General features: G+C 69.3%; 23 protein-coding genes and 1 pseudogene. 11 read left to right on the top strand and 13 right to left on the bottom strand.

The window, feature by feature from the left end; all coding sequences use genetic code 11:
- Window positions 1-81: 81 nt before the first annotated feature.
- Window positions 82-1,122 carry a zinc-binding dehydrogenase gene (locus tag QZT59_RS01800; RefSeq protein WP_290810502.1) on the top strand — a complete coding sequence of 347 codons (1,041 nt, stop codon included), beginning with the start codon at window positions 82-84 and terminating at the stop codon, window positions 1,120-1,122.
- A 115-nt stretch (window positions 1,123-1,237) separates the two neighbouring features.
- On the opposite strand, the gene QZT59_RS01795 is transcribed toward QZT59_RS01800, so the two are convergent.
- Window positions 1,238-2,053 carry a hypothetical protein gene (locus QZT59_RS01795; RefSeq protein ID WP_290810500.1) on the bottom strand — a complete coding sequence of 272 codons (816 nt, stop codon included), beginning with the start codon at window positions 2,051-2,053 and terminating at the stop codon, window positions 1,238-1,240.
- Window positions 2,054-2,216: 163 nt separating this feature from the next.
- Here QZT59_RS01795 and QZT59_RS01790 point away from each other — a divergent pair, with 163 nt between their 5' ends.
- Window positions 2,217-2,528, top strand: a complete 312-nt coding sequence (locus QZT59_RS01790) for a hypothetical protein (protein WP_290810499.1) — start codon at window positions 2,217-2,219, stop codon at window positions 2,526-2,528.
- Window positions 2,507-2,647, top strand: a complete 141-nt coding sequence (locus tag QZT59_RS01785; RefSeq protein WP_290810497.1) for a hypothetical protein — start codon at window positions 2,507-2,509, stop codon at window positions 2,645-2,647. The genes QZT59_RS01790 and QZT59_RS01785 overlap by 22 nt, the downstream gene beginning before the upstream one ends.
- Before the next feature lie 117 nt (window positions 2,648-2,764).
- On the opposite strand, the gene QZT59_RS01780 is transcribed toward QZT59_RS01785, so the two are convergent.
- From QZT59_RS01780 to QZT59_RS01770, 3 genes are all read right to left on the bottom strand, one after another.
- A complete protein-coding gene (locus tag QZT59_RS01780; protein WP_290810494.1) occupies window positions 2,765-3,067 on the bottom strand; it encodes a hypothetical protein in 303 nt (100 codons plus the stop codon).
- Between the two features lie 510 nt (window positions 3,068-3,577).
- On the bottom strand, window positions 3,578-4,141 hold the full coding sequence (locus tag QZT59_RS01775; RefSeq protein ID WP_290810491.1) for an NUDIX domain-containing protein: 564 nt from the start codon (window positions 4,139-4,141) through the stop codon (window positions 3,578-3,580).
- A 54-nt stretch (window positions 4,142-4,195) separates the two neighbouring features.
- Complete coding sequence (locus QZT59_RS01770; RefSeq protein WP_290810488.1) at window positions 4,196-4,426, bottom strand: hypothetical protein; 231 nt, start codon at window positions 4,424-4,426, stop codon at window positions 4,196-4,198.
- 96 nt (window positions 4,427-4,522) lie between these two features.
- On the opposite strand from QZT59_RS01770, the gene QZT59_RS01765 reads away from it, so the two are divergent.
- Complete coding sequence (locus QZT59_RS01765) at window positions 4,523-5,254, top strand: PHP domain-containing protein (RefSeq protein ID WP_290810485.1); 732 nt, start codon at window positions 4,523-4,525, stop codon at window positions 5,252-5,254.
- Window positions 5,255-5,357: 103 nt separating this feature from the next.
- A complete protein-coding gene (locus QZT59_RS01760) occupies window positions 5,358-6,350 on the top strand; it encodes a hypothetical protein (RefSeq protein WP_290810482.1) in 993 nt (330 codons plus the stop codon).
- A gap of 178 nt (window positions 6,351-6,528) precedes the next feature.
- Here QZT59_RS01760 and QZT59_RS01755 read toward each other — a convergent pair whose 3' ends face one another.
- Entirely contained in the window at window positions 6,529-6,942 is a 414-nt protein-coding gene (locus QZT59_RS01755; protein WP_290810479.1) for an Lrp/AsnC family transcriptional regulator, read from the bottom strand.
- A gap of 102 nt (window positions 6,943-7,044) precedes the next feature.
- Here QZT59_RS01755 and carA point away from each other — a divergent pair, with 102 nt between their 5' ends.
- Window positions 7,045-8,121 carry a glutamine-hydrolyzing carbamoyl-phosphate synthase small subunit gene (gene carA / locus QZT59_RS01750; protein WP_290810477.1) on the top strand — a complete coding sequence of 359 codons (1,077 nt, stop codon included), beginning with the start codon at window positions 7,045-7,047 and terminating at the stop codon, window positions 8,119-8,121.
- Between the two features lie 81 nt (window positions 8,122-8,202).
- Here the strand turns inward: carA and QZT59_RS01745 are convergent, their stop codons facing one another.
- A complete protein-coding gene (locus QZT59_RS01745; protein ID WP_290810475.1) occupies window positions 8,203-8,955 on the bottom strand; it encodes an SIMPL domain-containing protein in 753 nt (250 codons plus the stop codon).
- A gap of 122 nt (window positions 8,956-9,077) precedes the next feature.
- Between QZT59_RS01745 and QZT59_RS01740 the strand changes: the two genes are divergently transcribed.
- On the top strand, window positions 9,078-9,944 hold the full coding sequence (locus QZT59_RS01740; protein WP_290810473.1) for a universal stress protein: 867 nt from the start codon (window positions 9,078-9,080) through the stop codon (window positions 9,942-9,944).
- A 46-nt stretch (window positions 9,945-9,990) separates the two neighbouring features.
- On the opposite strand, the gene QZT59_RS01735 is transcribed toward QZT59_RS01740, so the two are convergent.
- Window positions 9,991-10,191: a hypothetical protein gene (locus QZT59_RS01735; protein WP_290810471.1), complete on the bottom strand. Its 201-nt coding sequence runs from the start codon at window positions 10,189-10,191 to the stop codon at window positions 9,991-9,993.
- Window positions 10,192-10,282: 91 nt separating this feature from the next.
- On the opposite strand from QZT59_RS01735, the pseudogene QZT59_RS19180 reads away from it, so the two are divergent.
- A pseudogene (locus QZT59_RS19180) lies at window positions 10,283-10,852 on the top strand (dienelactone hydrolase family protein); the annotation flags it as partial.
- Complete coding sequence (locus QZT59_RS19175; RefSeq protein WP_394348630.1) at window positions 10,735-11,193, top strand: acyl-CoA thioester hydrolase/BAAT C-terminal domain-containing protein; 459 nt, start codon at window positions 10,735-10,737, stop codon at window positions 11,191-11,193. The pseudogene QZT59_RS19180 and the gene QZT59_RS19175, both read left to right, overlap by 118 nt.
- 114 nt (window positions 11,194-11,307) lie before the next feature.
- Here QZT59_RS19175 and QZT59_RS01725 read toward each other — a convergent pair whose 3' ends face one another.
- Window positions 11,308-12,948, bottom strand: coding sequence for a formyltransferase family protein (locus QZT59_RS01725; protein ID WP_290810468.1), 1,641 nt, complete (start codon window positions 12,946-12,948; stop codon window positions 11,308-11,310).
- 168 nt (window positions 12,949-13,116) lie between these two features.
- On the opposite strand from QZT59_RS01725, the gene purB reads away from it, so the two are divergent.
- Both purB and QZT59_RS01715 read left to right on the top strand, forming a co-directional pair.
- Window positions 13,117-14,508, top strand: a complete 1,392-nt coding sequence (gene purB, locus QZT59_RS01720; protein ID WP_290810466.1) for an adenylosuccinate lyase — start codon at window positions 13,117-13,119, stop codon at window positions 14,506-14,508.
- 206 nt (window positions 14,509-14,714) lie between these two features.
- A complete protein-coding gene (locus QZT59_RS01715; RefSeq protein WP_290810464.1) occupies window positions 14,715-16,367 on the top strand; it encodes an AMP-binding protein in 1,653 nt (550 codons plus the stop codon).
- Between the two features lie 288 nt (window positions 16,368-16,655).
- Here the strand turns inward: QZT59_RS01715 and QZT59_RS01710 are convergent, their stop codons facing one another.
- The 5 genes from QZT59_RS01710 to QZT59_RS01690 form a co-directional block, all read right to left on the bottom strand.
- Entirely contained in the window at window positions 16,656-17,123 is a 468-nt protein-coding gene (locus tag QZT59_RS01710; RefSeq protein ID WP_290810461.1) for a hypothetical protein, read from the bottom strand.
- A 272-nt stretch (window positions 17,124-17,395) separates the two neighbouring features.
- Complete coding sequence (locus QZT59_RS01705) at window positions 17,396-18,706, bottom strand: M28 family peptidase (RefSeq protein ID WP_290810458.1); 1,311 nt, start codon at window positions 18,704-18,706, stop codon at window positions 17,396-17,398.
- A 184-nt stretch (window positions 18,707-18,890) separates the two neighbouring features.
- Window positions 18,891-19,082 (bottom strand): hypothetical protein, encoded by a 192-nt coding sequence (locus QZT59_RS01700; RefSeq protein WP_290810455.1) that lies wholly within the window; start codon window positions 19,080-19,082, stop codon window positions 18,891-18,893.
- A gap of 153 nt (window positions 19,083-19,235) precedes the next feature.
- Entirely contained in the window at window positions 19,236-19,898 is a 663-nt protein-coding gene (locus QZT59_RS01695) for a hypothetical protein (protein WP_290810452.1), read from the bottom strand.
- Between the two features lie 234 nt (window positions 19,899-20,132).
- Window positions 20,133-21,299 carry an acyl-CoA dehydrogenase family protein gene (locus QZT59_RS01690; protein ID WP_290810449.1) on the bottom strand — a complete coding sequence of 389 codons (1,167 nt, stop codon included), beginning with the start codon at window positions 21,297-21,299 and terminating at the stop codon, window positions 20,133-20,135.
- Window positions 21,300-21,459: the final 160 nt, after the last annotated feature.

The following is a 21,459-nucleotide window of genomic DNA, read 5'->3' as shown; positions in this document are numbered from 1 at the left end:
AAAGCGCTGGGCCGGCGACCGAACGCGTCTCCTCGATAGGTCTCACCAACTGTTATGGCCGCCACCGCCGTTACTCCGCGCATGGACGCCGTCACAATCACCGAACACGGAGGCACGGACGTCATCGAGTACGGCGAGCACCCGGAGCCGACCGTCGGCGACGACGAGGTGCTCGTCGACGTCAAGGCCGCCGCGCTCAACCACCTCGACGTCTGGGTCCGCCGCGGGTTGCCGACGCTCGACCTCGAGATGCCCCACGTCCCGGGCAGCGACGGCGCCGGCGTCGTCGAGGCGGTCGGCGACGACGTCACCCGGTTCGAGCAGGGCGACCGGGTGGCCCTCGCCGCGGGCGTCAACTGCGGCCACTGTGAGTTCTGCCGGGACGGCGACGCCACCCGCTGCGTCTCCTACCACATCATCGGCGAGCACGTTCCCGGCATCCACGCCGAGTACGCCGCGATCCCCGAGGACAACCTGATTCCGGTTCCGGACGGCGTCGACTGGGAGGTGGCGGGCTCGGCCTGTCTCGTCTTCCAGACCGCCTGGCGGATGCTCGTCGATCGGGCCGACCTGCGCCCGAGCGAGTCGATCCTCGTCCTCGGCGCCAGCGGCGGGGTCGGCCACGCGGCCGTCCAGATCGCCGACTACGTCGGCGCCGAGGTGTACGCGACGGGGTCCACCGAGGCGAAGCTCGAGGCCGCCCGCGAACACGGCGCCGACCACGTCTGCAACTACGAGGAGGCGGACTTCGCCGCGTGGGTCCGCGAGGAGACCGGCCGCCGGGGCGTCGACGTCGTCGTCGACCACGTCGGCGCCGCCACCTGGCGGGACTCGATCAAGAGCCTCGCGAAGGGCGGCCGACTGGTCACCTGCGGCGGCACGACGGGACCGAACCCCGAGACGGACATCCCCCGCATCTTCTGGAATCAGCTCTCGATCGTCGGTTCGACGATGGCCACGCCCGGACAGGTCGACGACGTCATGGATCTCGTCTGGGACGGCACCTTCGAACCGGCGATCCGGGAGACGCTCCCGATGAGCGAGAGCGCACGCGCGCACGAACTCCTGGAAGGGCGCGAGGGCTTCGGGAAGGTCGTCGTGGTGCCCGACAGCGAGCGCTAAGGGTTCGGCCGGGTCGTCCTGATGCCGGGCAGCGAGCGCTACGGGTTCGGCCGGGTTACCGGCGCAGGAAGGGCTGCCCGATGGGGTCGCGGCCGGTTCGCTCGTCGGCCGGCTCTCACTTCTCGTCTCCGTCCCCGTCGAGCGAGACGACGCCTTCGGTCGAGTTGACGTGGACGCGCCGATCCGCGGCGACGGTGAGGCTCAGCCGCGCCAGGTCGACGTCGTGGTCCGGCCGCTCGACGGCGAGGACCGACGTCCGCGTCGTCCAGTCGTCGGTCTGCACCAACGGGTCGGTGTAGTAGCCGTGGACGTGGACGCCGGCGACGTCGGCGAACTGGTCCTCGCCATCGTCCGCGCCGTCGGCCTCGTCGTCCGCCCCGGCGGCCTCCGCATCCCCGCCGTCGAACGCCTCGACCCGCGCGAAGCGGTGGGAGACCGATCCCGACCCCCAGCCCGACGCGACGACGACGGCGAAGCGCTCGTCGAAGTCGATCGCCTCCAGTTCGGCCGCGACGTCGTCGTGCGATCCGTCGAGATCCACGAGTTCTTCGAATTCGTCGGCGCCGTCGGCCGTCCACACGCGATACTCGGCGCCGGTTTCGCCGGGCAACGGATCCGCCACGCGCACGAAGCCCTCGATCCGTTCGAACGCCAGCGACGGCTCCCCGTCCATCGTCTCGCCCAGATAGTCGTCGTACCACTCCTCGTCGCCGTCGTCGGGGGTCTCCGGCCGGTCGATCTCGTGGGACGGCTCGTCGACGCGGGGGTCCTCGGCGAGTTCGTCGGCCGGATCGTCGCCCCCGGACGGGTCGTCTCCGTCGTTTCCGTCGTCTCCGTCGACGGCGTCGTCTCCGTCCGCATCCTCCGAGAGACAGCCGGCGAGCGAGACGGTCGCGAGGCCCGTCGCGACGAGGAGCGATCGGCGATTCATAGCACACCATCCGCGCGCGGCGGATAAGTGCCTTCGGCAAGGTAACACGGCGACTGCTGCGAGGACGAAGCCCGTCCGGACCCGTCGACGCGAGCGATCGACTCGCAACGAGTCCGCACGGCGAAACGCAGCGCACATAGTCCCCCGGTTCGAACCGTCGCGCGTGACCGACGGCGACGACCGGTACGTCCACGATCCGGCGGCGTTCGACGAGCGCGACGAGCGTGCGGACGGGTCGTCGACGGGTGAAGAGGACTCCCTCACCGGCGTCCCGCCGGACGCGGTCGATCGCGAGTTCGACTGGCGTGGGTGGGTGCTCGTCGGCGTGATGGTCGTCGCCTTCGTGCTCGCGCCGATCGCGATCTATCTCGTCCCGCCGGGCGCCTCGGAGTACCGGTTCGCGCTCATCATCCTGCCGCTCCTGCCGGCGCTCTTGCTCGCGGTGACGGCGGTGTGGGCGACGACGAGGCCGTAGGCGAGGCGGCGAACGGAGTGAGCCGCCTCGGGATGGCGAGCGGGGAGCACAGCGACCCGCGAGCGTCGGACTACGTGAGCCGCCTCGGGATGGCGAGCGGCCACCGACGGGAGCCGTGAGCGGCGCGGTGGTGAGCGCAGCGACCCACCTCGAAACGGCGACCGACATCCCGGAATCGGCGGTCGGAGGAGGGCCGAGCGCGGGTGCGTTTCGGGCGGACGAGATCGCGGTGCCGGCTACGCGTCGATCGCGACGAGCTCGTCGACCACCGCCGAGGCGACGGGGCGGTCCCGGTCCGGCGTCCCCTCGGCCGCCGCGTAGACCGCGAGCGCCGCCTCGAGCCTGGTCGCCTGCCGGGTGGTGATCGTCGCCGGTCCGGATTCGATCCGCTCGAACAGGTCGACCAGCCAGGCCGGCGGCCGATCGCCCGCGTCGATCGACTCCTCGGCGCGGTCGGCGAGGACGTGGTGGACGACCCAGCGTTGCTCTCGCGACAGGTCGACGGGGTGGCGCTCGGTTTCTCGCGGCGTCGAACTCATGGGAATCCGAGCCGAGGTGTTCGGCTCACGCGCGCTGGTAGGTAGCGTTCGGGGATAAATATTGTTGCTTGTTATCATTCCACAATGCCCCGTTGCGGACGCCGGGGTCAGCGGCCGCCGGGCTCAAACCTCGCCGAACGTGGGAAGGGGCGGCGTACCGGCCGAGCGTCGTTCCGACGGGTCAGGTAGGCGCCACCTGTCCGCCCGTCGCCGAGAACGGCGTTCGCGGTAAGCGCACCCTACCGAACGGCCGAGCGACGGCCTCGGAAGGCGGAACGTGTGGACGCGGAAGTCGTCGAACGCGACGGCGGCGGCGCGACGTCCGATCGTCGATCGGGGACCTCAGAGACGCGAGCGAACGGCGCGGACCTGTTGACGTGGCGGTCGTCCCTCCGTCGAAATCTCAGCGGCCGTCTCGCACATCGAAATCTCAGCGATCGTCCCACCCGTCGCGGTCCCAGCGATCGTCCCGCTCGTCGCGGTTCCAGCGGCCGTTCGCCCGTCGAGAGCTCAGCGGTCGTCCCGGCGCATCGCGATCTCGAACCACGGGCAGAGACGAAGCTGGCGGTACCACTCGGGGTGCTCGCGCAGTCGGTCGTACGGAACCCACGCGAGGCCGGCCACCTCCTCCTCGTTCGGCGTCAGCGTCCGGTCGTGCAGCGTGAGCTGCAAGACGGCGCACACCTCGTGCTCGACGCCCTCGTTCTCGAAGTAGCGCTTGTACTCGAAGCGGTCGGTGATCCGGAGGTCCTCGTACTGGTCGGGCGTGATGCCCAGTTCCTCCTCGAGGCGCTGGCGCGTGGCCGCCTCCTGGCTCTGGCCCTCGACGGGGTGGGACGCAACGGTCCCGTCCCAGTAGGTCCCCCAGAGTCGCTTCTCGGGGGCGCGCTGGGCCAGCAGGATGTTGTCCTCCTCGTCGAAGACGAGGGAGGTGAACGCCCGGTGGCGAATGCCGTCGCCGGTGTGGGCATCGAGTCGGTTGACCGTCTCGAGTTCGGTATCGTCCTCGTCGACCGCGATCACGTCCTGTCCGGCGTTCGGGTGCGTGAGGTCGTCGTCGAGCTGACCGCTCATACGCCGTCGAACGGCGAGGCGCGTGAAACCAGTATCGACTCGGGACGGTCGCCGTCAGCGTCGATCGTCGGCCCGGTTCCGGCCGTCGCCGTCGTCATCCCTCGTCCGGGTCGGGATCGTCCCGACGCCGCCGACCGCCGCGAGGAGGTCCGCGCCGTCGGCTTCGGCTGCGGCGTACCGCCTCGCGTCGCCCGCCGCCTCCGTAACGCGGACCGAGAACCCGCGATCGGTCGCCAGCTCGAGGACGGCGTCGACGTGATCTTCGCTCCCGCTCGCGGGGTTCACCACCGACACCCGCCGCTCCGAACGGGCCGGACACATACGGGAAGGGTACGAGTAGAAAGTGCAAAAGGCACGGCCCGGCAATCCTCGGACGGACACGTGTACTCCGTCGACCTCCACGCGCACACGCGATTCTTCCACGGTCGCCAGCGCCTCGGCGACCGGTTCGATCCCGTCGGACACCGGTTGCTCGTTCGCGCGGCGACGCGCCGGGGGCTCGACGGAGTCGCGACGACGAACCACGACTACTACACGCGGTTCGGGTCGGACGGCGTCGCGACGATCCCGGGCATCGAGATCACGACCGACCGCGGTCACGTCCTGGTGGTGGGACCGGATCCGCCCGCCCGCACGGAACCCGGGACGCTCACGCCGGCGGAGGCGGTCGAACTGGCCCACGACCGGGGCTGTGCGGCCATCGTCGCCCACCCGTTCCGCAACAGCACCGTCCGGGACGTGAGCGACGTTCCGTTCGACGCCATCGAGGTCAACGGCAAGCACCCGCGCTCGCGGCCGCTCGTCGAGCAGCTGGCCGCTGAACGGGACCTGCCGCTGGTCGGCGGCAGCGACGCCCACTTCCCCTTCGAGGTCGGGCGGGCCTTCACGCGAGTCGACGCCGACGACCTGACGCCCGGGGCGGTGGTCGACGCGATCCGGGACGGCCGGGTCGACTTTCGAATTTCGAACGGTCGGGTCGACCGGTGGCTCCGACGGCTCTACCGCTCGGTCCACCGACGCAAGGGGACGATCGACGCGCTGGACGGGGCCGCGCCCGGCGTCGGACGACCGCCCGGTGAGGACGAGGAGCGCGAGCGGCGCGACGCTTCGTAGGCGAGCGCGCCGACGAGGGGATCGGCCGCCGAGGAACTCTCATTTTGCCAACGGAAATCCGCTTCGGCGAGCGGTTTTCTCCCGGGACGACCGAGCATCCGGTATGAGCCCGATGGCGACCGAACCCAACCTGCTGTACCTGGGTACGGAAGACGGCCTGCGAGTGCTCCGGGCCGAACCGACCGGACTCGAGCGCGTCGGTCGGTCGCTCGACGAGAACGCGGTGCGAGACGTTTCCGTCCACCCGTCCGATCCGCGGGAGGCGCTGATCGGCTGCGGACTTCGCGGGCGCGGCCTCCACCGCACGACCGACGCCGGGCGGACGGTCGAAACGCTCGGCTTCGAGGACGAGTGGGTCTGGGGCGTCGAGCGCGACCCGATCGACCCAGAGACGGTGTACGTCGGGACCGAGCCGCCGATGCTGTACCGATCGACCGACGGCGGGGCGACGGTCGACCCGTTCGAGGGGATCGACGACCTGCCGAGCCGCCCGGACTGGACGTTCTTTCACGACCCGTTCCGCGCGGGCCACGTCCACGGGATCGCGATCCACCCGGATCGACCGGACCGGCTCTTCGCGGGCGTCGAACACGGCGCCCTGCTCTACACGCACGACGGGGGCGAGCGGTGGCACGAGGCGCTGGTCGGACGGGACCTCCACCGGATCGCGATCGATCCGGCCGACCCCGACCGCGTCTTCGCGGGAACCGGCGCCGGCCTGTACCGGAGCGAGGACGCCGGCGACTCGTGGGAGTCGGTCGCCGACCTCGCGGGCGCGTACGTGCACGGGGTCGTGTTCGATCCCGATCGGCCGAACCGGGCGTACGTCTACGCGGACCGCGACGGCGAGCCGGTTTTCCGCAGCGCGAACCGGGGCGAGTCGTGGCGGCCGGTCGGCGACGGGTTACCGGCGGCCGGCCCGGCAGACACCCTCCGGACCCTTCCCGACGATCCGGCGAGGCTGGTCTACGCCGGCGAGACGGACGACGGGACGAGCCGCCTGTACGCGAGCGACGACGCCGGCGACTCGTGGCACCGGCTGGACGGGACGTTCCCGAAGATCTGGCGGCTCGAGGTCGCTCCCGCAACCGTCTGACCGGCGTTCGGTCGCTACCACGGCCGTCGTTCCGATCTCGTTCGGGGAATCGGCCACGACGCCCGAACGCGAGTAGCCCCCCCACCGGTCGGTCGAGCCCATACCTGACCGGCCCAGTCGTCGCCCGACCGGCCCAGTCGTCGCCGCGCTCACGCGACCGGCCCAGTCGTCGCCGCGCTCACCCGAGCTGCTCGTCGAGAATCAGGCGCGTCTTCGTGCTGACGACCTCGTCCTGCTCGCGAGCCTTCGTGATGAGCTCGTTGATCCCGCGGGTGTCGGCGGCGTCGACGACGAGGACGACGTCCTCCTCGCCGGAGACCTGCCAGGCGAAGTCGACCTCCGCCCACTCGGCCATTCGCTCGGAGATCTCGCGGGTGTCGACGTCGACGGCGACGCCGATCTCGATCATCGCCTTTACGTTTCCGGTGCGCGTCGCGACGGTGAAGCGCTCGATGACGTCGTCTTCGGTCATCCGGTCGACGCGGTTGCGGACCGTGCCCTCGCTCGTTCCAACCTCGTCGGCGATCTCGGTGTACGGCGTGCGGGCGTCCCGGCGGAGGATGGCGAGGATCTGTCGGTCGAGCTCGTCCATTGAGGTGCGTGGGTACGGCCGGACCGCACTTGACGATTACGAAATTCGTAACTCGGCTTCGAAGCCAACACTTATGCACCAGGGACCAGTACGCATCTCGTAATGGAACCGGCCTACGTAGCACTGGAGGGCGGCCGCGTGATCGAGGGGCGCGGTCGCTCGCCGGGAACGGCCCGCGGGGAACTGGTTTTCACGACCGCGTACACGGGGTACGAGGAGAGCCTGACCGACCCCTCCTACGAGGAGCAGGTTCTGACGTTCGCGTACCCGCTGATCGGCAACTACGGCGTCCGCGAGGAGCGATTCGAGTCCGACCGCGTCCACCCGCGCGCCGTGCTCGCCCGGGAGTTGACCGACGACGTGGCCGCCTGGCTCGAATCCGAGGGCGTCCCCGCCGTCGACCGACTGGACACCCGCGAGGTCGTCACCGACGTCCGCGACGAGGGCGCCATGAAGTGCGGGATCGCGGTCGGCCGGACCGCCACCCCCGAGGACGCGGTCGCCGAGCTCGAGCGCTGCGAGTCGATGAGCGATCACACCGACATCGGCGCCCAGGTCAGCGTGAGCGAGGAGACGATCCGCGGCGCCGACAACGACGGGGCGACCGTCGCGCTCGTCGACTGCGGCTGCAAAGGCTCGATCGTCGACTCGCTGGTCGCCCGCGGCGCGACCGTCCACGTCCTCCCCCACGACGCGACGCCGGCCGCCGTCGACGCGATCGACCCCGACGTCCTTTTCGTCTCCAACGGCCCCGGCGACCCCGAGAACTACGGGGCCGCCGTTTCCCTCGTCGAAGCGTTCGTCGACGAACTCCCGATCGCCGGCATCTGTCTCGGCCAGCAGATCGTCTCGCTCGCGCTCGGGGGCACCACCGAGAAGATGACCTTCGGGCACCGCGGCGTCAACCAGCCCGTCATGGACCTCGAGACGGGACGGGTCGTCATGACCACCCAGAACCACGGCTATACCGTCGACGAGCCGGGTCCCCGCCTGGAGGTTACCCAGGTCAACGTCAACGACGACACGCCGGAGGGCCTCGACGGCGTCGACTGCGACGTGCTCACCCGCCAGTACCACCCCGAGGCCAACCCCGGCCCCGAAGACACCCTCGACTTCTTCGACGACGTGCTCGCGATGGCGGGGCCGGTCCAGCAACGGGCCGTTCCGGCCGACGACTGATCGGCGGTCACCGCTCGATCGACCGGTTTTCGCCGTCGGCTCTCGAATCCGCTATCGCTCCGGCGCTCGGTATCGGACCCATCAATCCGCGAAGCTGTAGGTGACCGTCACCGAGGCCGACACCGTCGCCAGCCCCTCGTCGATCTCCGTCGGGGGCGCGCCGTCCGCGTCGTCCGCTTCCGCCACCACGTCGTCGTGGGAGACCCTGACCGGGGACACGTCGACGTCTGTCGTCGACACCGAGCGGGTGCCGGTGAGTTCGACGCCACGATTCGCCGCGACGTGTTCGGCCTCGGCGTCGGCGTTCGCGAACGCCTCGTCGAGCGCCCGCTCGCGCAGCTCTTCCCGCGTCTCGTCGGTCAGCCCGAACCGCACGCGGCCGACGTCGTCGGCGCCCGCCGCTGCGACGGCGTCGATCACCTCGCCGACGCGGTCGGGATCGTCGAGCCGAAGCCGGAAGCTGTGGCTCCCCTCGTAGCGGGTCGAGTTCCGCGGCTGGCGCACGTCGTACCGGCCGGACTCGACGTCGTCCTCGGGGATCCCCAGCTCGTCGAACGTCTCTCGGAGCGTCTCGGCGTCCGCGGCGAGCTCGTCGCTCACCTCGTCGGCCGACTCGCCGGACGCCTCGACGCCGACGGTGAGGGTGGCCTCGTCGGGTTCGACCTCGACGACCCCGTCGGCGCGCACCTCGATCTCGTTGCCGGGGTCGTCCTCCGGCGGCGCGCCGAGCGAATCGTCGTCGCCGTTGCCCGCTCCCAGCACGCCCTCGATGCACCCTGCGCTCGCGATCGCGACGCCGACGCCCGACGCCGCGAGGAACCGTCGTCGGTCCATGGCGAATCCATCGTCCGGCCGACTCAAAACGTCACGCCAAGCTCAAATCGGCATTTGAACTAGCGGCCGACCGGTCAGCGGGGACGAACGTTTACGTAGCAGTTCGTGGTAGTCCCCATCGGATGTCCGACGGACGCCTCCTGTTGCCGGTCGCCAATCCCGAGACGGCCGAGCGGCTGCTGGACACGGCGATCGACGTCGCCCGCGACCGGGCCCTCGAGGTTCTCGTCGTCCACGTGATCGAGGTGCCGGTGCAGTTGAGCCTCGCACAGGCCAGGCAGTCCCTCGACGCCGAGCCGGGCGCGTCGGTGGTCGAGGAAACCGTCGATCGGGCGCGTGCCCACGGGGTCGAGGCGGCCGGTCGGGTACGATTCGGCCGGGACGTCGCCACGAGCCTGGTGAACCTCATCGAGCGCGACGAGGTCGCGACCGCATTGGTGGGGTGGCGCGGGCGGCCGCGCCGTCGCGACGTCGTCCTCGGGAGCTACATCGACGCGGTCCTGGCCGACGCCGACTGCGACGTGCTCGTCAAGCGGATCGACCGGGAACGAGGCGACGTCTCGTCGGTGCTAGTTCCCGTCGCCGGCGGCCCGCACACGGAGCTGGCCGCCGAAACCGCCGGCGCGATCGCGCGCGGACGGGGTGCGACCGTCGAACTGGCGACGGTGGTCTCCCCCGACGCCGACGAAGCGGCGGTCGACGACGCGCGGGCGATGCTGACCCGAACGTCCCCGACGCTCGGCGCGGTCGAAACGGTGACGGAGACGGTGCTCCGGGGCGACGACGTCGTCGAGACGATCGTCGAGCGCGCCGCCGACCACGACGCGACCGTCCTCGGTGCCGGTGGCGGCGGCCTCTTTCACCGGGTGCTGGTCGAGAACGTCCCCGAGAGAGTCGCACGCGAGGTCGACGGCGCGGTGGTGATGGTCAAACGGCCCGAAAGCGTCTCTCGTGCGCTGTGGCGCCGGCTCGCGGAGCGGATTCGGTGACCCGCTCCCGGACGGACCGGTCGCGCGACGAGCCGGCGACGTCGGCTCACTCCACGAGCAGTTCGAACTCCCCGCCGAGGAAGTCCTCGACGTAGATCCGCCAGCACTCCTCGCAGAGGTGTTCCAGCTTCGGCGACCGCGGGCTGCCCGCGAAGTCCCGACGGACCAGTTCCGTGTGGGCGTTCGTCAGGTCGAACGTCGTATCGCAGCGAGCGCACTCGAGCGCGTTCGTGCGAGTGAATATCACGGCACCCCTTATCGGTGTTTACGTGGGTTCGATCCGTGCGAACGACGGACGCGTCGCGTGATATTTGACGACGCGCCGAGAACGTCCGCGCGTGTCCGACGACGCCTCGTCCGCGAGCCGGCGGATCGACCGCGACGGCATCTCGGGCCGACTGTACGACGGCCTTGGGCCGGGTCCACACCCCGCCGTCGTCGTCCTGCACGGCGCCGGTGGCGGGGGCGGCTACGAGCGCGGGTACGCGCGCCGGCTGACGAGACGCGGCTACGCGGCCTGCTGCGTCGACTACTTCGGCGTCCCCGGCGCGCCCGACGCCCTCGACCGCATCCCGATCGACCGCATCGAGCGCGCGATCGAGCGGCTCCTCGCCCGGCCGGAGATGGACGGAGAACGGGTCGGCGTCGTGGGGTTCTCGCGGGGCGGCGAGGCGGCGCTACTTACCGGCGCCCGATCGGACGCCGTCGGCGCCGTCGTCGCCTACTCGGCGAGCGGCTACGCCTTCCCCGCGCCGACGTGGATGGACGGTGTCGAGGAGGAGCGGGCCGCCTGGCTCGTCGACGGCGAACCGGTTCCGTACGTTCCCGTCGATCGGCACGTCGACCACGAGCAGGAGAGCCTGGCCGACGACCTCGACCTCGACGAACCGGTGTCGGCCCGCGCCGTCGACCGCGCAGCTCCCGAACCTTCCGCCGTGCGGAGATCCCGGTCGAGCGGATCGACGGCCCCGTGCTGTTCGTCACGGGCGGCGAGGACGCCATCTGGCCCGCGCCCGCGCTCGCCGGCGTCGCGATCGATCGACTCGAAGCTCACGATCACCCGTGGTCGTACGAGAACCGCATCTACCCGGACGCCGGCCACGCGATTCGCATTCCCTACCGGTTCGATGAGAGCGACGATCGGACGGCCGAACATCGGCTCGGCGGAACGCTCGAAGCGAACGCCCTCGCGTCCGCGGACGCCTGGCTGCGAACGCTCGAGTACCTCGACGCCGGCCTGGATCGCTGAGAACACCCAAAGCGACGACGGACGAGACTCCTCCGCGCTCGGTCGTGGCCGAAACGAGCGAACGACCCGCTTCGCTCGCCAATCGAGCTTCCGTCGTTCGCTAGCTATCGCTCGCTAATGACGGAAGCACCGCTGACCCGTGAACGCCATCGCGATCCCGAGCTCGTCGGCCGCCTCGATCACCTCGTCGTCGCGCATCGAGCCGCCGGGCTGGACGACCGCTTCGATCCCCGCCTCCGCCGCGTGCTCGATCCCGTCCGGGAACGGAAAGAAGGCGTCGGAGGCCATCACGGCGCCGTCGGCGCCCTTGTCCTCCGCGTGTTCGTCGGCCTTCATGCCGGCGATCCGGACCGCGTCGACCCGCGAAACTTGGCCGATGCCGAGCCCGACCGTCTCCGTGCCGTCGGCGAAGACTATCGCGTTCGAAGTGGCGTGCTTGACGACGGGCCAGGCGAAGCGCATCGTCTCGAGCTGGGCGTCGGTCGGCTCCCGCTCGGTGACGACTTCGAGGTCGTCCGGTACGAGCCGCCGGAGATCGCGGTTCTGGACGAGCCGACCGCCGACGAGCGGTTTCTCCGCGAACGATTCCGTCCGGTCGTCCGGGCCGATCGGGCCGGGATCGCCGCCGGAGACGTCGAGCACGCGCATGTTCTCGCGCTCGCCGAGGATCTCGAGCGCGTCGCCCTCGAAGCCGGGGGCGACGACGACGTGTTTCACCGAGTCGACGATCCGCTCGGCCGTTTCGGGATCGCAGGGCCGGTTGAGCGCGACGATGCCACCGAAGGCGCTCATCGGATCGGTCGACAGCGCCCGGTCGTAGGCCTCCGTGAGGGTGTCCGCGGTCGCGCAGCCGGCCGGGTTGGCGTGCTTGATCACCGCCGCCGCCGGTTCCTCGAACTCGACGATCAGGTCGAGGGCGCCCGCCGCGTCGACGTAGTTGACGTAGGACATGCCCTTCTCGCCGCCGACCTGGTCGGCGGCGACCACGCTCGGCTCCTCGCTCGTCCGATCGCGGTAGATCGCGGCCTCCTGGTGGGGATTCTCCCCGTAGCGGAGGTCGCCGCCCTTCTCCTCGGTGCGGAGCCGGCGTTCGGGGAATCGCTCGTCGGCGTCGGCGGCCACCTCGACGTCGACCCGCCCATCGTCGTCCGCGGTCACGTCGACGCGGCCCTCCGCGAACCACCGTACCGCCCGCGGATACGCGCTGAACTCCCCCTCGTAGAGGACCCGCTCTTTGAGCGTCTCCGTCGTGTCGCCGTCGTAGACCGGAACGGGTTCCTGGGTGACGATCGGCCCCATGTCGACCTCGTCCTCGATGACGCTCCCCTCGTCGTCGGTGGCGTCGGTGACGACGTGGACGGTGCAGCCGGTCACGGAGACGCCGGCCTCGAGCGCGTCGCCCCAGGCGTCCGTACCGGGGAACGCGGGCAGCAGCGACGGGTGGACGTTGAGCGTGGTCGGCGCCGCCTCGAGGAACGTATCGGAGAGGATTCGCATGTAGCCGTCCAGACAGACCAGGTCGAACTCGTGGTCGGCGAGCGCCTCGAGAACGGCCTCCTCGTGTGCGCGTCGGTCCATCCCGTCCTCGAGCGGGACGACCTCGGTGGGGACGCCCCGCTCGGCCGCCGACTCGAGCACCGGCGCGTCCGGCGCGCTCGTCAGGACGACCGCGAGTTCGGCGCCGCCCGGTTCGCGGTCGGCGATGTTCAACAGGTTTCGTCCCCGGTTGCCCGCCATCCCGGCGATGCGCGTCATACTCGGAGGGGCGCTCGCGCGAGTCAAAGGGGTTCTGATTCGCGACATCCCCGGGTCGGCACGCGACCGCGAACGCCCACCGCGACGGACCGAACGCGAGGCGATTTCCGAACGGCCGGCGACCGCCCTTTCGACACGCTTTTTCGAACCCGCCGAGGATTCACCGCCATGACCGATCGGGACTCGCTGTACGCCGTCTCGCCGCTGGACGGACGGTACGCCGGCCGCACCGCCCCGCTGTCTCCCTACGCCAGCGAGGCGGCGCTGATGCGCGCGCGCGTCCGCGTCGAGGTGGAGTACCTCCTCGCGCTGGCCGACCTCGAGGCGACGCCGCTCTCGCTCGAGGAGGAGACGCGCGAACGGCTCCGGGACGCGTATCGAAATTTCGCCGAAGAGGACGCCGCGACCATCAAGGAGATCGAAACGAGCGGCTACGGGCCGTTCGAGGCGACCAACCACGACGTCAAGGCCGTCGAGTACTTCCTGCGACTCCGGCTGCCGGAGGGAAGCGACGCCGTCCCCTGGATCCACTTCGGACTCACGAGCGAGGACGTCAACAACCTGGCCCACCGGCTGCTCGTCCGGGACGCCGTCGAGGAGGTCCTGCTCCCGGCGCTGTACGAGGTCCGGGACGCGCTCGGCGAGATGGCCAGGGAGCATCGCGACCTCCCGATGCTCGCCCGGACCCACGGCCAGCCCGCGACCCCCACGACCTTCGGCAAGGAGATGGCCGTCTACGCGGCCCGGCTGGGCCGGGCGACGGGCCGGATCGCCACCGCGACCGACGGCCTCCGTGGCAAGCTCGGCGGCGCCTCCGGCACCTACGCGGCTCACCACGCCGCCTACCCCGACGTCGACTGGTCCGCCTTCGCCGCGAACTTCGTGGCCGATCTCGGGCTGCGGTTCGAGTCACTCACGACGCAGGTCAATCCCTGCGACGACCTCGCGACGCTGTTCGACGCGCTCCGCGGAGCGAACCAGGTGCTGCTCGACCTCGACCTCGACGTCTGGCTCTACGTCTCGAACCGCTACCTCGGCCAGACGTCCGTCGCGGGCGAGACCGGCTCCTCGACGATGCCCCACAAGGTGAACCCGATCGACTTCGAGAACGGCGAGGGCAACCTCTCGAAGGCGAATTCCGACCTCTCCTTCCTCGGGGAGTACGTCACCACCTCCCGGCTCCAGCGGGACCTCTCGGACTCGACGGTCAAGCGCAACGTCGGCGCCGCGTTCGCCCACTGCCTGATCGGCTACACGAAGACCCGCGACGGGCTCGAGAAGGTCGTCCCGAACGAGCGGGTCATGGCCGAGGACCTCGAGGCGAACCCGGAGGTGATCGGCGAGGCGGTCCAGACCATCCTGCGCCGGGAGGGCCGAGACGACGCCTACGAGCGGGTGAAGGAGCTGACCCGCGGCCGACGGGTCGAGCTGTCCGATTTCCGGAAGCTGTTCGACGAGCTCGACCTCGAGGAGGACGTTCGCGAGGAGCTCCGGGCCCTGACGCCGGCCGGCTACACGGGAGTCGCGGCCGAGCTGGTCGACGAGATCGACGAGCGGTAACGGGTAGGTTCGACGGTCCACGGCGGAGGAACGTTTCGTCTCGCCCGACGCTTCTCGACGCTCCGACCACGCGGCTGCCGGAACCGACGCGCCCGACCACGCGGCTGCCGGAACCGACGCGGCCGGCCGCGTCGGCGCCGAACCGCTCGCCGGAGCGAACGCGCACTTACATTTATTATGGATTGAGTGCCACTCCCTAACACATTATGGAGTACCATCACGGCGAACGGTTGAGGCACGTGGGGACCCTGCCGACGATGGCCGCTGACCGGTATCGAGACAAGACCGCGTTCTCGTTCATGGGGACCGAGCAGAGCTACGCCGAGCTCGAAGCCGAGTCCAACAAGGTGGCGAACGCGCTGGTCGACCTCGGCGTCGAGCCGGACGACCGCGTCGGGTTGTTCATCCCCAACACGACCCAGTTCCCGTCGGCGTACTTCGGGACGATCAAGGCGGGCGCCGTCGCGACGCCGCTGAACCTCAGGATGGACCCCGAGACGCTGGCCTACGTCGTCCAGGACGCCGGGATCGAGGTGATGATCGGGTCGGCGTTCCTCGCGGACGAGGCTCAGGAACTCGCGGCGGCGGCGGGCGTGGAGACGCTGTTGCTGCCCGGCGTGACCGACGAGGATCGGGGGATCGTCAACTACTCGCACGCGACGATGGAGGCCGACGACGAGTTCGCGATCGTCGATCGCGACTGGACCGACGCCGCCGCCCAGCCGTATACGAGCGGGACGACCGGCAAGCCGAAGGGCGTCGTGCTCAGCCACCGGAACCTCCTGTCGGCGATCGAGTCCTACTCCAAGGGCGGGCTGAGCATCGACGCCGACGACTCCATCCTGCTCGTGTTACCGATGTTCCACATCTACGCGCTCAACGCGCTGATGGGCACCCACGTCTACGAGGGCGCGGAGATGGTGCTCCAGCCGGAGCCGGACCCCCAGGCCCAGCTGTCGGCCATCGGCGACCACGAGATCACCTCCTTCGCCGGCGTCCCGGCGCTGTACACGATGATGCACCGGGAGTTCCGCGAGAACCCCGACGAGTACGACCTCTCCTCGCTCGACTGGGCCATCTGCGCGGCCGCGCCGCTGGCGGAGGAGGTCCGCAAGACGATCGAGCGCGAGTGGGGCGTCCCCGTCATCGAGGGCTGGGGCATGACCGAGACCTCGCCCGCGGGGACCGCCGAGCCCGCCGTCGGCGTCCGCAAGGCGGCCGGCTGCATCGGCCCGCCGCTGCCCGGGATCGAACTGAAGCTCGTCGACCCCGAAACCCGCGAGACGAGGGTCGGCCCGGCGGACTTCGATCCGGCCCCGAGCGAGGACCTCGACTTCGCGGACGAGGAGTCGGTCACCGGCGAGCTCGCCATCAGGGGCGATCCCGTCTTCGAGGGCTACCACGGGCTCCCGGAGAAGACCGCCGAGGTAACGGACGAGGAGGGATGGTTCTACACCGAGGACGTCGCCCGCGTCGACGAGGACGGCTACTTCTGGATGGTCGACCGCGCCGACGACATGATCATCACGGGCGGCGAGAACGTCTACCCCGCCGAGGTCGAGGACGCCCTCTACGCCCACCCGGACGTGGCCGAGGCGGCCGTCGTCGGCGCCGCCCACGAGATCAAGGGCGAGGCGCCGGTCGCCTTCGTCGTCCTCGAGGAGGGCGCGGAGGCGAGCGAGCGCGACCTGCGCCAGTTCTCGCTCGATCACGTGGCGACCTACGCCCACCCGCGCCGGATCGTCTTCGTCGACGAACTCCCCCGCAGCGCCACCCAGAAGGTCCAGCGATACAAGCTCGAGGCGGAGGCGACCGAACGCCTCGACCTCCCGCTGGAGCCGACCGACGAGGAACTGTAAGCGAACCTCGAGGCCGGTCGACCGCTCTGCGGGCCCGGCAACGCCGGGCCGCCGCGCGGCGGATCGATACGGCTATGCGGCTCACGACCCTACGACGCGACGATGATCGGTCGCCTCTACCCGGAGATCGCGACGATCGCCCTCTTCGTGATCGCGATCGTGGCGATGATCGCGCTGCTGTACATCTCCATCACGTGGGACTGAGGATCCCACTGAATCGGGGATCCCACGCAACCGGGGGTCCCACGGAATAGGGCCGACCGTCTTCGACGGCGCAAACCGGGCCGCTCAGACCGCCCGCTCCGCGAGCTTTTTCGTCGTCTCCTCCCCGAAGTTTCGTCCCAACAGCGGGACGTCCGCCTCGTAGCACCACCGGGTGACGAGCGCGTGGTGGACGCCGCACTCGATCGCGATCCACCAGAGGGGGCGCGCTCGCTCGTGGACCAGCTCTCGAAGTCGCTCGTCGTCGGGTCGCCGGTCGAGCAGGGAGCCGCCGAAGGCGTCTCCCTCCTCCAGGCGGATGGCCCCGCGGTGTTCGAGCAGGTACGCGATCAGGTACGCCGCGCCCTGATCGTCGAGCCCGCGGTCGTCGCCGAGGGTCTCCTTCCAGTCGTCGTAGACGGTCTTCACCGCGTCCGCGGGGTGGGCGTCGGCGACGTCGTCGACGTCTCGCTGGACGAACGGCTGGACCTCCTCGCCGGGGATCCCGCGCACCGCGATCACGTCTTCCCAGGGGACGGGTTCCATCGGTTCCATACCGGAACTCGGTCGTAAACTGCTAAAGTTGTTGGGGTGTCCGACCCGACCAAATCGTCGCCGGCCGCGGTGGGGAGCGGTCGGCGAGTCCCGGCGAAAACGCGGCCTCGAGGTGGCCGACGGGGAGCGACGATCCGCGAGCCGCGAACCCGACGTCACCGACGAGAACCGGTCCATCGAACGCGTGGCGGAAACCGGCGCGGCCGGCGGCGACGCTCGACTGCAGCTCTCACGACGAGAGCGTCGAACGGGGAGGGACTCCGTCGTTTCGGTCAGTCGTCGTACGGCCAGTCGCCGATGATCTGCATCCCCTCGGCGAGATCGTACCGCTCGAGGTCGGCCGCGATCTCGTCGGGATCCCGGCGGGCGACGTCGAAGCCCTCCTCGGCGAGTTCGACCGCCAGCTCGGTCAGGACGATCGCCTGCTCGCGGTGGTCGCGAGGGTCGACCTTGTCGAGCGTGTCGGCGAACGTGTGGCCCCAGCCGCGGCCCTGCTCGCCGGTCTCGCTCATGACGTGGTAGCCGGGGACGCCCCACTGTACGAAGGGCCAGTGGTCGCTGTGGGGTGCGGGCTTCGGATTCGCCGTGAAGGGGTGGTCGAAGCGCTCGGCGACCCCGCCGGCGAGGTCGCCGAGCTCGTCGAAGCCGTTCGTGAACGCCATCAGATCCCGGCCGCGGGTGACGCCGTCGTTGTTGAGTATCGCCGTGACCGAGTCGTGATCGCGGGCCTCGGCGTCGACGCTCGACCCGACGAGGCCGACCTCCTCGGCGCCGTAGGCGACGAACTCGACCGTGGCGTCCAGCTCGTCCTCCCGGAGCGCGAGGGCGTTCGCGATCTCGACGACCATCGCGGTTCCCGCACCGTTGTCCATCGCCCCCTCGGCGATGTCGTGGGCGTCGACGTGGCTCGTCACGAGGACGCGGTCGTCGGTGTCGGGACCCACCTCGGCGTGGACGTTCTGACTGGTCGCGGAATCGATCTCCGCCTCGACGGAGACCGTCACCTCCTCGCCGTCGAACCGGCGGGCGAGGCGGGCGCCGACCTCGTTGCTGACGCCGACCGCCGGGACGTCGCCGATCGGGTCCTCGGGCGTGCCGACGCTCCCCGTCGGGGGCAGGCAGCCCTCGACGTGGTTGCGGTAGACGAACGCGGCCGCCCCCGCCTCGACGGCGTGGTAGTACTTCTCGCGGCGGTGGATGTAGCGCTCGAAGTGGGACGGCACGTCGCTGCGCGCCATCACGATCTTCCCGTCGAGGTCGGCTTCCGCGTAGTCCTCGGGGAGGCCGTATCCCAGGTCGACGAACTCGGCGGCAACCGATCCGCTCGGACTCCGCGGAAGGGCGATGCAGTCCTGTTCGGCGCCGCCCGCGTCCAGGGCGCTCGACCCCCGGGTCCACCCCTGGATGTCGAACTCCTCGAGGCGCGCGTTCCGGGCGCCCGCGGCTTCGAGTGCGTCCCGGGTCAGCGCGGCGGCCTCGCGCTCGCCCTCGCTCCCGGCCATCCGGTTGCCCACGTCGACCAGGTCCGTAAGCAGGGACCAGCCGACGTCGCTCGTGTAGGTCTCCGCGATCCAGTCTCCCATGGCAGTGGCTGTCGCGGGCGGGCGGGTAAGCGTTCGGGTAGCGGAATTCGTCGAGAAGGACTTTCGGGTAGCGGAATTCGTCGAGAAGGACTCCCCGACGAGTTGGGGTCGATCGTCGATCGGTTGGACCAGATCGACCGTGTGAACGTCCTCTACGGTGCCTCTACAAACTAGGAGGCCGAGCTCAGCGGTCGGTGTCGCCTCGAACGCTCATCAGTTGCGCTACGACGATACCGGATCCGACCAGCACCGAAATCGCCGCAATCTCCCACATCGGATACTCGAAATCGAAGAGCACACCGAGAGCGAAACCGGCTATCGTCAGCTGTACTCCGGCGACTGCGGCAACGGCTTCGTTCATGTCGCTTCGGGGCATACTAATAATACGTTTTCCAAAGCAATTAAATATAACAGGCGTTGCCGTTCTCGGATGAGAGCCGTTACGGGTGTCCGCTCACGTCGTCAGCCCACGCGGTGGAAGCGTTCGTGGGCAACGAGACGCTTATCGTTCCATTAGCGAGGGTGACACTTACGCCGCTGAGAAAATTGTTTGCGAGGGCGTAAGTATGCTCGTACTCGAACGTGACGGGGATTCGCTCACTTTGTTTCGTCGAATTAGCTCGGTTTGCATCCCGATTGTCGTGTCGTAGTACTCGTTGTAATCGTATTCGACGGTTGCACTCGGGCCGTAGTTCGGATTGAAGTCGTGATACTTCGGCTGATGATGTGCCGGATCGTTCAGCGTGACCCCTTTCTCGGTCGGTTCCGGCGACGACCACTCCGAACTGTCGAAGACGATGGCGCACGCGTCGTCAACCAAGTACGCGTCGCGCAATCGCGGCACGGGGCCACTCAGCGAGGCCCAGCCCGACGCTAACCAGAGATCGTCTTCGATATTGACCAGCGAACAGCCGAGTTCGGAGGCGCTTTCGGAATACCGTCCCTGCAATCCCACATCGGATCCGTTGTCGACCTCGCTCCTCGAGATATCGTACCGGATATCGTGCTGCCGTAGCAGCGATTCCGCCTCTTTTGCGTCCCCGTTCAGGAGGAGGGACGCGATTTCGTCGTCGAGTTCCACATCGCCCGCGGTGATCTCCTCGTCCCCGTCGTTCAAAGCGGTTGCAGTTCCAGTGAGACCCGCCGACGCCAGCGCGCCGGCGAACGTGAGCGCCGTTCTTCGTTTCGCCATGGGAACAGTGGCTCGGAATTGTATTTAAACCAGCGCCTCATGTTACATCTGTCATTTTTCGGGACGTCTGAAAGGTCTTTCCGGTGGCAATTGCGGGTGTGGTGAACGGGCTACCGATTTTTACGTTCGACCGTAGGAGGAATCCCAGACGATGAAAGAGGGAACTGTCAAGGGACCACAGTCGAACTGCGATCGGCCCCCCTTTCTCGGATCCGCGGAAAGCGAGAGCTACTGTCAGTACGACCTGGGCAGCCCGAGTTCGTGCTCGCCGAGGTAGTTCTTGACCATCTCGTTGGTCACGGGCACGGTCTGGAGCAGCCGGGAGTTCTGCCAGATGTCGAAGACCTCGTAGTCCGCCGAGAAGCCGCTGCCGCCGTGGGTCTGGATCGCGCGGTCGGCGGCGTACGTGGCCGCCTCGCTCGCTTGCAGCTTGGCGACGTTCGCCTCCAGTCCCGCGTCCTCGCCCTCGTCCCACTTCCAGGCCGCCTTGTAGGTCACCTCCCGGGCCGAGAGGAGGTCGGCGTAGGCCTCGGCGAGCGGGTGCTGAATGGCCTGGTGGCCGCCGATCGGCTGGCCGAACACCGACCGGTCGTTCGCGTACTCGACCGCGAGGTCGATCGCGCGCAGGCCGCCGCCGACGCCGCTGGCGGCGCCGGCGATCCGCTCGGTGTTCAGGCAGTCCCACAGCAGGTAGAGGCCGCCGTCCTCGCCGCCGAGGATCCGGTCCTCGTGGACCCGGAGGCCGTCTATGTCGACCTGGTACTGGGTCTCGAACCAGGGAACTTCGACCTCGAGCGGGGTGAGCGTGATCGCGTCCTGGTCCGCGGGTTCGGGCACGAGGAAGAGGGACATCCCGTGCGTCGGGTTAGTGGGGTCGTACTCGGACGTGCGGGCCACCAGCAGCATCTCGTCGGCGTTCTCGACGCCGCTGATCCACATCTTCTGGCCGCTGATGACGTACTCGTCTCCCTCCTTCTCGCCGGTCGTATCGATCTGCAGGGTGTTGGTCCCCGCACCGGCCTCGGTCAGTCCCATACAGAATCGCATCTCGCCGTCCGCGATGGCCGGGAGGATGCGCTCTTTCTGTTCCGCGGAGCCGTGGCGCTCGACGCTGATGCCGCCGAAGACGGGCGTGAGGACGAAGATGATCCCGCTCTGTCCGCCGCCGCGGGTCAGCTCCTCGATCACCATCGCCATCTCGAGCATCCCGAGCCCGGCGCCGCCGTACTCCTCGGGGATGGTGACCCCGAGCCAGCCGTCCCGCGCCAGGTCGTCCCAGTACTCCTCTGGGAAGCGCTTCTCGTCAATGCAGGTCTTCCAGTACTCGCGGTCGTAGTCGTCGGCGAGCTGGGAGACGCTGTCCCGGATGAGTCGCTGCTCCTCGGTCTCCGCGAAGTCCATAGGGGACGGTCGCCGCGACCGCCCTATATGGTTGTGGTTACCACGCACGAAAAACGAAAACTGGGTTCAACCGATCGGGGTCGGGGGAAACTTTTGCCGCGTGCTCGCGAATCACGTGACATGCGAACCCACGCGAGTCCGGTCGGCCCGTCACTCCACG

Origin of the sequence: Halovivax sp., from assembly GCA_007119345.1 — an archaeon.
GTDB lineage: Archaea > Halobacteriota > Halobacteria > Halobacteriales > Natrialbaceae > Halovivax.
This window is presented reverse-complemented; position numbering and strand designations above follow the sequence as displayed.

Coding starts and splice junctions, on each gene's coding strand:
- QZT59_RS01695 (WP_290810452.1), bottom strand. CDS start 19,898: ATGGCGAAACGAAGAACGGCGCTCACGTTCGCCGGCGCGCTGGCGTCG.
- QZT59_RS01745 (WP_290810475.1), bottom strand. CDS start 8,955: ATGGACCGACGACGGTTCCTCGCGGCGTCGGGCGTCGGCGTCGCGATC.
- QZT59_RS01760 (WP_290810482.1), top strand. CDS start 5,358: ATGAGCCCGATGGCGACCGAACCCAACCTGCTGTACCTGGGTACGGAA.
- QZT59_RS01705 (WP_290810458.1), bottom strand. CDS start 18,706: ATGGGAGACTGGATCGCGGAGACCTACACGAGCGACGTCGGCTGGTCC.
- QZT59_RS01710 (WP_290810461.1), bottom strand. CDS start 17,123: ATGGAACCGATGGAACCCGTCCCCTGGGAAGACGTGATCGCGGTGCGC.
- QZT59_RS01740 (WP_290810473.1), top strand. CDS start 9,078: ATGTCCGACGGACGCCTCCTGTTGCCGGTCGCCAATCCCGAGACGGCC.
- QZT59_RS01755 (WP_290810479.1), bottom strand. CDS start 6,942: ATGGACGAGCTCGACCGACAGATCCTCGCCATCCTCCGCCGGGACGCC.
- QZT59_RS01690 (WP_290810449.1), bottom strand. CDS start 21,299: ATGGACTTCGCGGAGACCGAGGAGCAGCGACTCATCCGGGACAGCGTC.
- QZT59_RS01715 (WP_290810464.1), top strand. CDS start 14,715: ATGGAGTACCATCACGGCGAACGGTTGAGGCACGTGGGGACCCTGCCG.
- purB (WP_290810466.1), top strand. CDS start 13,117: ATGACCGATCGGGACTCGCTGTACGCCGTCTCGCCGCTGGACGGACGG.
- QZT59_RS01795 (WP_290810500.1), bottom strand. CDS start 2,053: ATGAATCGCCGATCGCTCCTCGTCGCGACGGGCCTCGCGACCGTCTCG.
- QZT59_RS01700 (WP_290810455.1), bottom strand. CDS start 19,082: ATGCCCCGAAGCGACATGAACGAAGCCGTTGCCGCAGTCGCCGGAGTA.
- QZT59_RS01725 (WP_290810468.1), bottom strand. CDS start 12,948: ATGACGCGCATCGCCGGGATGGCGGGCAACCGGGGACGAAACCTGTTG.
- carA (WP_290810477.1), top strand. CDS start 7,045: ATGGAACCGGCCTACGTAGCACTGGAGGGCGGCCGCGTGATCGAGGGG.
- QZT59_RS01780 (WP_290810494.1), bottom strand. CDS start 3,067: ATGAGTTCGACGCCGCGAGAAACCGAGCGCCACCCCGTCGACCTGTCG.
- QZT59_RS01775 (WP_290810491.1), bottom strand. CDS start 4,141: ATGAGCGGTCAGCTCGACGACGACCTCACGCACCCGAACGCCGGACAG.
- QZT59_RS01800 (WP_290810502.1), top strand. CDS start 82: ATGGACGCCGTCACAATCACCGAACACGGAGGCACGGACGTCATCGAG.